At 39.1% G+C, this 12,409-nt stretch carries 7 protein-coding genes; 2 read left to right on the top strand and 5 right to left on the bottom strand.

All coding sequences use genetic code 11. The annotated features are described in order from the left end of the window. Positions 1-125: 125 nt before the first annotated feature. Both der and hemA read right to left on the bottom strand, forming a co-directional pair. Positions 126-1,643, bottom strand: a complete 1,518-nt coding sequence (der, locus tag F8M47_RS01300; RefSeq protein ID WP_150538417.1) for a ribosome biogenesis GTPase Der — start codon at positions 1,641-1,643, stop codon at positions 126-128. A 156-nt stretch (positions 1,644-1,799) separates the two neighbouring features. After that, a complete protein-coding gene (gene hemA / locus F8M47_RS01295; protein ID WP_150538416.1) occupies positions 1,800-3,110 on the bottom strand; it encodes a glutamyl-tRNA reductase in 1,311 nt (436 codons plus the stop codon). A gap of 275 nt (positions 3,111-3,385) precedes the next feature. Between hemA and relA the strand changes: the two genes are divergently transcribed. Both relA and ispC read left to right on the top strand, forming a co-directional pair. Continuing rightward, positions 3,386-5,593, top strand: coding sequence for a GTP diphosphokinase (gene relA / locus F8M47_RS01290; RefSeq protein WP_150538415.1), 2,208 nt, complete (start codon positions 3,386-3,388; stop codon positions 5,591-5,593). Between the two features lie 65 nt (positions 5,594-5,658). After that, positions 5,659-6,849, top strand: a complete 1,191-nt coding sequence (ispC, locus tag F8M47_RS01285) for a 1-deoxy-D-xylulose-5-phosphate reductoisomerase (RefSeq protein ID WP_150538414.1) — start codon at positions 5,659-5,661, stop codon at positions 6,847-6,849. A gap of 52 nt (positions 6,850-6,901) precedes the next feature. Here the strand turns inward: ispC and lon are convergent, their stop codons facing one another. The 3 genes from lon to glpQ form a co-directional block, all read right to left on the bottom strand. After that, complete coding sequence (gene lon / locus F8M47_RS01280; RefSeq protein ID WP_150538413.1) at positions 6,902-9,310, bottom strand: endopeptidase La; 2,409 nt, start codon at positions 9,308-9,310, stop codon at positions 6,902-6,904. A gap of 151 nt (positions 9,311-9,461) precedes the next feature. Next, positions 9,462-10,907: a glycerol-3-phosphate transporter gene (gene glpT, locus F8M47_RS01275; RefSeq protein ID WP_150538412.1), complete on the bottom strand. Its 1,446-nt coding sequence runs from the start codon at positions 10,905-10,907 to the stop codon at positions 9,462-9,464. A 201-nt stretch (positions 10,908-11,108) separates the two neighbouring features. Further along, positions 11,109-12,197: a glycerophosphodiester phosphodiesterase gene (gene glpQ / locus F8M47_RS01270; protein ID WP_150538411.1), complete on the bottom strand. Its 1,089-nt coding sequence runs from the start codon at positions 12,195-12,197 to the stop codon at positions 11,109-11,111. Positions 12,198-12,409 lie beyond the last annotated feature (212 nt).

Raw genomic sequence — 12,409 nt, 5'->3', positions numbered from 1 at the left:
CTTTTTAATACTGCGAAAATCACCGCAATGACAACGGAGAAACAAGCGGTATTTTTTTACCAGAAATTTGCAAGTTTTTGGTTTTTTTGACCGCTGGTTTCACTATTTATGTGAATTTCTTATCATTATTTTTTGCTTTTCTTAATAAACTTCATCAAACGTTTACGCTTACGTAATTGATTTGGTGTGAGTTTATTTTTCTTACCTGCAAATGGATTGTTCCCTTCTTGGAACTGAATACGAATCGGCGAACCGATAATTTTCAAGCTCTTACGGAAATAATTACTTAAATAACGTTTATAAGAATCCGCTAATTTTTCTACTTGGTTACCGTGAATCACGATAATTGGCGGATTGTAGCCACCTGGGTGCGCATATTTGAGTTTTACACGACGACCGTTTACTAATGGTGGCTGATGCTCATCTGCTGCCATACGTAAAATACGGGTAAGCATTGAGGTTGAAGTTTTTTGTGTTGCACAAGCGTAGGCTTCTTTAACCGAGTCGAATAAGTTACCCACACCAGAACCATGCAATGCTGAAATAAAATGCACACGCGCAAAATCAATAAAATCTAAACGGCGGTCTAATTCTGATTTCACCTGATCTTTAATATCCTGTGATAAACCATCCCATTTATTTACCACGATCACCAATGAGCGACCTGCATTGAGAATAAAGCCGAGGAGTGATAAATCTTGATCTGAGATGCCTTCACGAGCATCAATGGTGAGTAGCACCACATTCGCATCTTGAATTGCTTGTAATGTTTTAATTACTGAGAATTTTTCAACCGCTAAATTCACTTTACCACGTTTACGCACGCCAGCGGTGTCAATAATCGTGTAGTGCTGACCATCACGTTCCATAGGGATATAGATTGAGTCACGCGTCGTACCAGGCATATCGTAAACCACCACGCGCTCTTCGCCGAGGATACGGTTAGTTAACGTCGATTTACCTACGTTTGGGCGACCAACAATCGCAATCTTGATGTTTTTATCTTCAATTGATTCTTCTGCTTCATCTTCAAGCGCTTCATCGAGTAATGCCGTATCTTCTTCATTATCAAAGTCGAAATCGGTATCCCATTCGTCGGCTTCTTCTGTAGCATTTTCATCATTTTCGACCGCTTGTTCAGCGTTTAATTGCTCCCCTAATGGCGCTAGCACTTGTTCGATAAGTTGCGTTACACCACGACCTTGCGCCGCTGCGATTTGTTCTACCTCGCCTAAACCAAGCTGATAAAACTCGGCACAGTGTGAATCTGCATCAATACCGTCAGTTTTATTTGCTACTACCACTGTGGTTTTTTCACGTTGGCGTAAGTATTGAGCAATACCAATATCTGCAGGCAATAATCCCGCACGAGCATCAACTAAGAAAAGCACTACATCTGCTTCTTCAATCGCAAGTAGCGATTGTTCTGCCATTTTTTCTTCTACGCCTTCTTCCGTACCATCAATACCGCCTGTATCGATCACGATAAAATCATAACCAGCAATATTGGCATGGCCATATTTACGGTCACGAGTAAGCCCTGGAAAATCTGCCACCAATGCATCACGAGTGCGGGTTAAGCGGTTAAATAACGTGGATTTACCCACATTTGGTCTGCCCACAAGGGCAACAACTGGAGTCATTATTATTCTGTCCTTCTAAAAATTCAGTCTTTGCGAGTCGCAAAATTGCCACATTATATACTAAAAGCATTGAGAACGGAAAAAGGATCAAAAAAAGCGGTCTATTTTCTGCAAAATTTTACAAAAAATAGACCGCTTGTATTGGGGGATGAAAGTTTAGCATTCTTCTAGCTTGAGTGCTTTAGAAAAACTTTGTAAGCCTTTTGAATTACCGCTTTTTGCCATGGCTTGTAGTGCTTGGGTTGGGGCGTGTAATAGGCTGTTAGTTAATTTATAACTTAATTCATTTAGCACTTTTTCGGGATCTTGACCTGAGTGAATGGCTTGCATTGCCTTATTAAGCAATTCTTGGCGGGTTTGTTCAGCATCTTGGCGATAGCGTTTAATAAGATCGCTAGATTGTTGCTGTTTTAGCCATTCAAAGAAAGCTTTGCATTCTTGCTCTACAATTTCAGTTGCTTGTTCTGCAGCTTGTTGACGTTGAGCAAGATTACGTTGAATAATATTTTGTAAATCATCTACGCTGTAAGAATAGACGGCATCTAATTCGCCCGCTTTTTCATCAATATCACGAGGCACGGCAATATCAATTAACAACATCGGGTCAAATTGGCGTTGTTTTTGCGCAATCGCAACCATTTCTTTGCTAATTAACATATCAGGGCTTCCTGTTGAACTAATCACTACATCCGCTTGATTTAAACCAATTTGTAGGGCACTTAACGAAAGGATTTGCATTGGTGTGCCTAAGCGTTCAGCCAACATTTCAGCTCGCACATGAGTACGGTTGGCAACCATAAGATTGGTTGCACCATGCTGAATTAAATATCTTGCCACTAATTCGATAGTTTCGCCTGCGCCGACTAATAAGAAACGCAATTTGCCGAAATTATCAAAAATTTGGCGAGCTAAGCCACAAGCTGCATAAGCAACCGAAACGGCACTTGCGCCGATTTCTGTTTCAGATCTAACACGTTTAGCCGTAGCAAAGGTACGTTGGAATAAACGAGAAAGTTTGGTTGAAACTTGAGTGCCTTGTGATTGATAAAAGTGTTCGCAATCTTGATATGCTTGTTTTACTTGCCCTAAAATTTGCGGTTCACCTAAGATTAATGAGTCTAATCCGCAAGCGACTTGCATTAAATGGCGAGCAGCTTCAAAATTTTGTTTGAAGTAGATACATTCACGCAACTCAGCATGATTGAGTTGATGAATTTCGGCAAACCAATTAAAGCATTGTTCACGCCAAGCGATGTTGTCTGGATGCTCTTCTTGGGGCGTAATTTCCGCATTGTGTAGATAAAGCTCTGTGCGGTTACAGGTGGATAGAATCACGACGCTTTCAGCTAAACCCTGCTGTTGAATTTGCTCGAACGCAAGCTGACGTTTGATTTCATCAAACGCCACTTTGCCGCGCAAATTCACGGAGGCTGTTTTATGGTTAATACCTAAAGCTAAAATTGTCATTGAATCCCACACAAAAAGAAAACGGCAAAATGCCGCTTAAAACGTTTCCATTCTAGCGAATCAGCTAGCGTAGCGCAATTAATTGTAGAGATTGGTTTGATTTATCACAATTTATATAACTCGAAAGAGGTGGTTGGGGATTTTTAGAAAATCGCCAATTGCGTTTTTATTGTTTTATCAACACTAACAATCATGGCTAAATCCAAGTATAATGCTAGGTAATTTCTAACCGCTAAGCGGTTAAATTTCCGCAAAATTTTACAAGAGGAGGATTTATGGTAGCGATTCGCCGTTCACACGAGCTAAACCCTAGTACATTTGAGTTGGCAAGTTGGAGCGCTGCTTTGCAAATGTCGCCCATAACCTTTGAAGAGTTACAAATTGTGTGGCGTTATGCCCAAGAGAAATTAGATACCGATACCTATCATTTATTGTGGGACGGCATTGAGATGGTCGAGATTTTACACGGCTTGAATATGGATGATGATTCTCTGGTAGCAGCGCTGTTATTTCCTCTCGTTAAACACCATATTATCGATCTTGTTCAAGTAAAAGAGCGCTTTGGCAATCAAGTGAAAAACTTGGTTAAAGGCGTACTTGAAATGGATAATATTCGTCAACTAAGCGCCAATAGCGCCTCTGATCTACAAATCGACAATATTCGTCGTATGCTACTTGCGATGGTGGATGATTTCCGTTGCGTAGTTATTAAATTAGCTGAACGTATCGCCTATTTGCGAGATAAACACCGCCATACGGAAGAAGATCTCGTGTTAGCTGCTAAAGAATGTTCACACGTTTACGCCCCCTTGGCGAATCGTCTAGGGATTGGTCAGCTAAAATGGGAATTAGAAGATTATTGCTTCCGTGCGTTACATCCGCAATGCTATCGAGTGATTGCGTTACAGCTTGGCGAACGCCGTCTTGAACGTGAGAGTTATATTGCAGATTTCGTGGCAAATTTGACCGCTTCTTTAAGCGAACAAATTAACGATCTTGAAGTGTATGGACGTCCAAAACATATTTATAGTATTTGGAAAAAAATGCAGAAGAAAAATCTGCGTTTTGAACAGCTATTTGACGTGCGAGCCGTGCGTGTAATTGTACCGAATTTGCAAGATTGCTACACTGCATTGGGCATTATTCACACCCAATATAAACACTTGCCAGAACATTTTGATGATTATATTGCGCATCCAAAACCAAATGGCTATCAATCCATCCATACTGTCGTGTTAGGCGAAGGCGATAAAACGATTGAAGTTCAAATTCGTACTCGCAAAATGCATGAAGATGCAGAGCTTGGCGTGGCTGCTCACTGGAAATATAAAGAAGGTGCAACAGCGGGGCGTTCAGGCTATGAAGAAAAAATTGTATGGCTACGTAAATTACTAGCTTGGCAGAATGATATTGCAGACTCAGGCGATGTGGTGGCAGAAATGCGTTCACAAGTCTTTGATGATCGTGTTTATGTATTTACTCCTCGAGGCGAAGTAATTGATCTACCGAAAAACGCAACACCATTAGATTTTGCTTATGCAATTCATAGTGAAGTAGGACATCGCTGTATTGGGGCGAAAGTTGCAGGGCGAATCGTGCCGTTTACCTATTTATTACAAATGGGTGATCAGGTGGAAATTATCACCCAGAAAAATCCAAACCCAAGCCGAGATTGGTTGAACCCAAATTTAGGCTTTGTGAACACATCTAAAGCTCGCGCTAAAATTATTGCATGGTTTAAAAAGCTCGACCGAGAGAAAAATATTCCAATCGGTAAAGAAGCACTAGAAGCAGAAATGGTACGTTTGGGGCTTACGCTCAAACAAATTGAACAATATGCGTTACCTCGTTACAACCTAAAACAATTTGATGATTTATATGCAGGGATCGGAGGGGGCGATATTCGTCTCAATCAGCTAAGCCACTATTTGCAAAGTAAATTAATCAAACCAACGGCTGAACAAGAAGATGAAGCGGTGCTCAAGCAAGTTAATAAGCACGCTAATAATGCACAGCAGTACAAAGGTAAAAATGGGCAGATTATTATTGATGGTGTAGGGAATTTAATGCACACCATTGCTCGTTGTTGCCAGCCAATTCCAGGCGATAAAATTGTTGGCTATATTACTCAAGGGCGAGGCATTTCGATTCACCGAGCAGATTGCGAACAATTATTCGAATTGCGTAGTGTGAATCCAGAACGTATCGTGGAGGCGGAATGGGGAACCCACTATGCGAGTGGTTTCAGCCTGGCGGTGCGTGTTACAGCAAATGACCGCAATGGTTTGTTGCGTGATGTGAGTGCGGTGATGGCAAATGAAAAAGTAAACGTATTAAGCGTTTCAAGCCGTATTGATGCGAAACGAGGGTTAGCTATTATGGATATGGACATTGAATTAAGCAATGTTGAATTACTGGGCAAACTTTTGGCTCGTATTGCGCAATTAGACGATGTAATTGAAGCAAAACGTTTATCAAATTAGGATGAAAACAAGCGGTCAAATTTGCAAAAACGACCGCTTGTATATTTTGGCAATTAGGAATACATATGAAAAAACTCGTTATTTTAGGTTCTACAGGCTCAATTGGTAAAAGCACGTTATCTGTCGTGGAGCAAAACAAAACTGAATATGAAGTCTTTGGTTTAGTTGGCGGTAAAAATGTTGAGCTTATGGCTGCGCAATGTTTGTTATTCCAGCCTAAATTTGCTGCTTTAGATGATGAGAAAGCGGCTAAAGCATTAGCTGAACAGCTCAAACAATTCAATTTAAATACTGAAGTATTAAGCGGCCAAAAAGCGATTTGCGAACTGAGCGCACACCCAGAAGTGGATATGGTCATGGCGGCAATTGTGGGAGCAGCAGGTTTATTGCCAACACTTTCAGCGATACAAGCGGGTAAAAAAGTTTTATTGGCAAATAAAGAGTCATTGGTAACTTGCGGGCAAATTTTTATTGATGAAGCTCGAAAATCTGGTGCACAATTATTGCCTGTTGATAGCGAACACAATGCGATTTTCCAATCTATACCACCAGAAGCGCAACAAAAAATCGGTTTTTGTCCGCTTGCAGAATTAGGTATCAGCAAAATTGTTTTAACAGGATCGGGGGGCCCATTCCGCACCAAACCATTGGATGAGTTTGCAACTATTACGCCCGCTCAAGCAGTAGCGCATCCTAATTGGTCTATGGGCAAAAAAATCTCAGTAGATAGCGCAACCATGATGAATAAAGGGTTGGAATATATTGAAGCGCGTTGGTTATTTAATGCAAGCGCTGATGAAATGGAAATTATTATTCACCCGCAATCTATTATTCATTCCATGGTGCGTTACATTGATGGTTCGGTAATTGCCCAAATGGGAAACCCAGATATGTGTACACCGATTGCGCATACGATGGCTTATCCAAATCGTATTAACGCAGGTGTTGCGCCGTTAGATTTCTTTAAATTGAAAGAGCTTACTTTTATTGAGCCAGACTTTGCCCGCTATCCGAATTTGAAATTAGCAATTGATGCGTTTGAACAAGGGCAATATGCGACAACTGCAATGAATGCGGCAAATGAAGTGGCAGTAGAAGCTTTTTTAAATGAGCGTATTGGTTTTATGGATATTGTGCATGTGAATCGAACTGTAGTAGAAAATATTGCACCGATTCAAGTCAGAGAAATCGCAGATGTATTGCATATTGATAAATTAGCAAGAGAATTAGCAGAACAAGCGGTCATTAATCTATAAAATAAAACCTCGAATACATTACATATTCGAGGTTTTTTATTTCAGTTTAGTGTTACTGAATTGCTGCTTTTGAGCGAGTTTTTTTCACTTTAATCGTTTGAGATTTAGCTGGAATGATCTCAATGCCCATTGGTGGATTTTCTAATGCAATAGATAACACTTCGTCAATTGTTTCAACTGCATGGATAGAGAGTGCTGCTTTGGCATTTTCTGGGATTTCTTCCAAATCTTTCTCGTTGTCTTTTGGAATAATCACAGTCGTAATACCTCCACGGTGTGCTGCAAGCAATTTCTCTTTTAAACCGCCAATCGGTAACACTTTGCCACGTAAGCTAATTTCACCTGTCATTGCGACTTCTTTGCGAACAGGGTTGCCTGTTAAGCTAGAGATTAATGCGGTACACATTGCGATACCTGCACTTGGACCATCTTTTGGTGTTGCTCCATCTGGTACATGAACGTGAATATCTCGTTTTTCATGGAAGTCTTCCGCAATCCCTAATTGAGAGGCTCTTGCTCGCACTACCATCATTGCCGCTTGGATAGATTCTTTCATCACATCACCTAATGAACCAGTAAATGAGAATTTACCTTTACCGCTTACTGAAGCGGTTTCAATAGTGAGTAAATCGCCACCAACTTCTGTCCACGCTAAGCCAGTTACCTCACCAACACGGTTTTGATTATCCATTTTTCCGTAGTCAAAACGTTTTACACCTAAGTAATCTGCTATGTTGCCTTCATTTACGATGAGTGATTTCAGCTTTTTATCTAATACTAATGTTTTTACCGCTTTACGGCAGATTTTAGCAATTTCACGCTCAAGACCGCGTACACCAGCTTCACGGGTGTAATAACGAATTATGCTTAAAATTGCATTGTCTTCGATCGTTAATTCGCCCGCTTTTAAACCATTATTTTCTTGCTGTTTCGCAATTAAATGATCACGTGCAATATGCATTTTTTCATCTTCGGTATAACCAGAAAGACGAATCACTTCCATACGGTCAAGTAATGCAGGTGGGATGTTCATCGAATTTGATGTTGCCACAAACATTACGTCTGAAAGATCGTAATCCACTTCTAAATAGTGGTCATTAAATGCCTTGTTTTGCTCTGGATCTAACACTTCAAGTAAAGCTGATGCAGGATCACCACGCATATCTTGTGCCATTTTATCAATTTCATCGAGTAAGAAGAGCGGGTTTTTTACGCCAACTTTCGCCATTTTCATCATTAATGAACCTGGCATCGAACCGATATAAGTACGGCGGTGACCTCGAATTTCTGCTTCATCACGCACACCACCTAATGCCATACGTACGTATTTACGCCCTGTGGCATTAGCAATAGATTGACCAAGCGAAGTTTTACCCACACCAGGAGGTCCAACTAAGCAAAGAATAGGACCTTTCAATTTATTTAAGCGGCTTTGTACTGCTAGATATTCAACAATACGTTCTTTGACTTTTTCTAAACCGTAATGATCTTGATCTAACACCGCTTGTGCTTTAGCTAGATCTTTTTTGACAACAGATTTTTTATGCCATGGCATTTGTAAAACCCAGTCAATATAACTACGTACTACCGTTGCTTCAGAAGAACTTTGTGGCATCGCTTTGAGCTTTTTAAATTCACTGTCTAGTTTTTCTTTTACTTCAACAGGTAATTTAGCCGCATCAATTTTTTCTTTTAGCTTATCTAATTCGCTTTGTTCTGCATCTTCACCATTACCTAATTCTTTTTGAATTGCCTTGATTTGCTCATTCAAATAATAATCACGTTGGTTTTTTTCCATTTGTTGTTTAACGCGATTACGAATACGACTTTCGGTTTCTAATGAATCCATTTCGGTTGCCATTGCAACAAGTAATGCTTCAAAACGTGCAATTAGATTCGCTTCTTCTAATAACGCTTGTTTTTTCTTCACTGGTGCAATTAAATTGGATGAAATCGTATCAGCTAAACGATCTTCTGAAACGATTTTTTGTAATTTAGGCAGAATTTCAGCAGGAATTTTTTTGTTATTTTTTACATAATTTTCAAATTCACTGAGAGTTGCTTTTGCAATTGCTTGTAACTCGTTATCTTCTTCATCAAATTCTGAAGCAATAACTTGAACACCAGCCCAGAATCCATTTTCATCATCGTGAATATGTTCGATTTTGGCACGTTGCTGACCTTCAACTAACACTTTTACTGTGCCATCTGGAAGGTTGAGCATTTGGATAATATTCGCAATTACACCAACTTGATAAACATCTTCAGTGATTGGTTCTTCTTTATTAGGATCTTGCTGTGTTACAAGGAATAATTGTTTATTGCCATCCATCGCTACCCGTAGGGCTTGAATTGATTTTTCACGTCCTACAAATAACGGCATAACCATATAAGGAAATACCACTACATCGCGTAATGGAAGTAGTGGTAACTCAATTGCTTTCTTTTTTCTTGGTGCCATGAATTTGCTCTCTTTTTCTGTTCTATCAAAATACGAATTTCTCCATTATGGGGGTGAAATTTGGAAAAACAAGCAAAACTTTGATTAAAATTAAAAAGAAGGGAAATACCTTTCGATATTTCCCTTGTTAGTAAAAGGTAGGATAAGTTGATTATTTACCGTAGTGATCACCTAATTTTGCTTTATGTTTGCCTTCTTCAAGCATCACGATAAGCATTAATAGAACAGCTAACACACCGCCTGTAATCATAACGTAGAAGCCACCGTCCCAGCCATAATGTTCCGCTGCCCAACCTACAACTGCAGAAGCTGAAACTGTACCACCTAAGTAACCAAATAAACCTGTAAAACCTGCTGATGTTCCTGCTGCCTTTTTCGGTGCAAGTTCAAGTGCATGTAAACCAATTAACATTACAGGACCATAAATTAAGAAACCGATCGTAGTCATTAAAATAAAATCTGTTAATTGATATGGGTTTTTATACCATGCTTGATTTGCATATTGAGCAAGCTCTGCTTCTGGTGTTGCTGGGTTCATCCATAATGCTACTACAGCTAATGTTGTTAAGATCATAAAGATAAAGCCAGTTAAACCCCGTTTACCTTTAAAGATCTTATCCGATGCCCAACCGCATAATAATGTGCCAGGAATCGCTGCTAGTTCATAAATAATGTATGCAGAAGCTGTACCTTTAATATTAAAGTGTTTTACCTCACCTAAATACACTGGTGACCATTTCAATACACCATAACGAATTAAATAAACAAATACGTTCGCAATTGCGATATACCATAACAATTTATTTTTCAGAACATAAGTCACTAAAATTTCTTTTGTGGTTAATTCTTGTTCCGACTTGGTTGCATCATAGTTATCAGGATAATCATTACGCCATTTTTCAACAGGTGGTAAACCGCAAGATTGTGGCGTATCTTTCATTATAAAGTAGATTGGAACCGCAGCGATCATTGCAGCAATACCAGGGTAGTAGAGTGCTTGTTGCCATACATCTTTAGCGGTTGCTTCTACACCTGTGGCATTAAAATAAACCGCACCTGCTAAGAAAACCATTAAGCCAGGAACCATACCGCCCACATTATGTGCACAGTTCCAAATAGATACGATAGAACCACGTTCAGATTTAGACCACCAGTGAACCATGGTTCGGCCACATGGTGGCCAGCCCATACCTTGGAACCAACCATTCAAGAAAATCATAATAAACATAACCAAAATGCCCGAGGTTGCCCACGGCATTAAGCCCATCATGGTCATACAAAGACCAGATAATAATAAACCGAATGGTAAAAATACTTTTGGATTTGAGCGGTCTGACATCCACGCCATCACGAATTTAGAAAGACCATAAGCAAGGCCTGCACCAGTACCGATAATACCTAACTCAGCTTTATTATATAAACCAGCTTCAATTAACCCTTTTTGTGCAAGGTCAAAATTTGCACGTACAAAATAATATGCAGCGTATCCAAAGAAGATGCCTGCAAAAACTTGCCAACGTAAGAATTTATATCTTGCATCTATTTTATCTGCCGGTAGTTCCGCAATATGCGGAGCCGGTTTAAACGGACCAAACATAGAAACACTCCAAAAAATGATACTTATTGATAAAACGTTCGATTACGAACAATCGGCACTATTTTAGCGAAAAAAGAGTAATACTCCATATTAATTATCTAAATTTGTGAAATTACTCACATTTTTATGAAAATATTTCAACATTTTTGGTAAAAATGTGAGCATTTCACAAATTTATTCTTCATTTTCGCTCAAAAAAGCTTATTTTGTTGCTTTAAGAAATTGAACGCCAGTGTCTGGGAAGTCGGTAAATACACCTGTTGCGCCAGCTTTATTTAATAGTGCATCGTACATTTGATTGACATCGCTAAAAAATTCTGGAAGTGCATCTTTACGTACTGTGTACGGATGTAATTCCATTTTGGTTTTGGCAATATCTTTCACCATTGGCGTATATTTAATATCACCTAATTTTGAATTTTTATCGTCCACTAACATATACCAGCCAGGACCTACGCCATCGGCATATTTAGCCACTTCTGCCATTGCACCGTCTTTAAACATCCAGTCATAGTTGTAATTAACCCATTTGCCAGACGCGTCTTTTTCTTCGGTTTCATGCCAATCGGTGTATGCTACTAACTGTACTAGCTTTATATCCATACCGAGTTTTGGTAACAATTCGGTTTTAATGCGTTTTAATTCATTAAAATCAAAGGTTTGTAAATAAACTAGATCTGATTTTTGATCGTAGCCATATTTTTTCAGTACTTTAAGTGTTTCTAAAGCGATATCTTTACCTTCTTGGTGGTGAAGCCATGGTGCTTTAATTTCTGGGTAAATACCAATTTTCTTACCCGTTGATTTTTCTAAGCCTTGAATAAATTCAAGTTCGTCTTCAAAGGTATGAATTTTGAAATGAGATTTCCAGATAGGGAAACGGTTTGGATAAACTTGTACTTGTTGACCATTTTCGGTTTTGAAATTTTCAGTCATTTCAAGGGTTTGGATTTCTTTTAACGTGAAATCTGCAACATAGAAACGCCCATCTTTACGTGCACGTTTTGGGAATTTTTTTGCTACATCGGTTAAGCCATCTAAAAAGTGGTCATGAATTACAATTAAACGATTGTCCTTTGTCATTGCAAGATCTTGTTCTAAATAATCCGCTTGTTGAGCAAAAGCGAGTGCTTTAGATTCCAATGTATGTTCTGGTAGATAACCACTTGCCCCACGATGTGCAATGATTAATTTGTCTGATTGAACCGTTGCTTTAGTTGATTGTTGTGCGCTACAGCCAACTAAAACCGCAGTTGCAAGTAAGCTCATTGCTAATGTTTTTAGTTTCATTATTTTCTCCTTGATTAGCTTAGCGTTTGTTGATGTTTATTTATCAACAAAACCGCGCACAGCATAGCGGAACCAAATGAATAGAAAAGCAGATTTGTCTGAATTTGTGATCTATTCCACAAAGAATTTAACAAATTTAAACAATTTGTGATGTCATTCACATTTTTGATTTCTTTTATGCTCATTCTCTTGTTCAAAAACGCTCATTTTTA

This window comes from Actinobacillus vicugnae, assembly GCF_901687125.1.
Classification (GTDB): Bacteria; Pseudomonadota; Gammaproteobacteria; order Enterobacterales; family Pasteurellaceae; genus Actinobacillus; species Actinobacillus vicugnae.
This window is presented reverse-complemented; position numbering and strand designations above follow the sequence as displayed.

Coding starts and splice junctions, on each gene's coding strand:
- hemA (WP_150538416.1), bottom strand. CDS start 3,110: ATGACAATTTTAGCTTTAGGTATTAACCATAAAACAGCCTCCGTGAAT.
- der (WP_150538417.1), bottom strand. CDS start 1,643: ATGACTCCAGTTGTTGCCCTTGTGGGCAGACCAAATGTGGGTAAATCC.
- ispC (WP_150538414.1), top strand. CDS start 5,659: ATGAAAAAACTCGTTATTTTAGGTTCTACAGGCTCAATTGGTAAAAGC.
- glpQ (WP_150538411.1), bottom strand. CDS start 12,197: ATGAAACTAAAAACATTAGCAATGAGCTTACTTGCAACTGCGGTTTTA.
- relA (WP_150538415.1), top strand. CDS start 3,386: ATGGTAGCGATTCGCCGTTCACACGAGCTAAACCCTAGTACATTTGAG.
- glpT (WP_150538412.1), bottom strand. CDS start 10,907: ATGTTTGGTCCGTTTAAACCGGCTCCGCATATTGCGGAACTACCGGCA.
- lon (WP_150538413.1), bottom strand. CDS start 9,310: ATGGCACCAAGAAAAAAGAAAGCAATTGAGTTACCACTACTTCCATTA.